This window comes from Novosphingobium soli (assembly GCF_042432915.1).
In the GTDB taxonomy this organism is placed as follows: Bacteria; Pseudomonadota; Alphaproteobacteria; order Sphingomonadales; family Sphingomonadaceae; genus Novosphingobium; species Novosphingobium soli.
In genome coordinates, this window is sequence record NZ_JBHLWK010000045.1 from 1 (window position 1) to 612 (window position 612).

Sequence of the window (612 nt, forward strand, 5' to 3'; positions counted from 1 at the left end):
AGGTTGTGCTCTACCCCTGAGCTACGCCCGCTCTGGCGCCTGTCGGACCCCCGCGAGCAAGCCGCGGCGATCGGGTGGAGGGGCCACTAGCAGCGGTTGGCCCCGCCTGCAAGAGGGTCTTGCTCGAGGCTTCTACCGCCGCCTGGCGGCCGTGAGCGCCAGGCTGGTGACCCCCAGCACGACCAGGATGGCGAAGCTGTCGGCGACGAGATCCATGAGCTCGGCGTCCCGGTGGAGCACGGGGATCATCTGCACCACCTCGATCGCGGCACCGACCGCGACGAGCGCCGCGGCGATCGCCAGCTTCGGCACCCGCGGATAGGCGAAGGCGCCGAGCACCGCGAGCGTGGCGAAGGCCAGCATGTGCTGGATCTTGTCGCTCGGCTCCCCCGGAAATGCCGGCGGATGCGGCATGATCGCCATGACCACCGCAAAGACCAGCGCCAGCCAGAATGCGATTCGAAGAACGTTCTGCATGACCCCAGTATCATGTTGCGCCGCAGCAATGGCAATTCGAACTTCATCCGTCGCGGAAGACGGTCAGAAGCCGCGTGGCGCTGGCGATGTCGAGAAACTGGAGCGGGCGAAGGGATTCGAACCCTCGACCCCAAC

At 66.8% G+C, this 612-nt stretch carries 1 protein-coding gene; it reads right to left on the bottom strand.

The genetic code is table 11. The features are described 5' to 3' along the window. Positions 1–132: 132 nt before the first annotated feature. On the bottom strand, positions 133–477 hold the full coding sequence (locus tag ACFFJC_RS21185; RefSeq protein WP_379489233.1) for a VanZ family protein: 345 nt from the start codon (positions 475–477) through the stop codon (positions 133–135). Between the last annotated feature and the right edge of the window lie 135 nt (positions 478–612).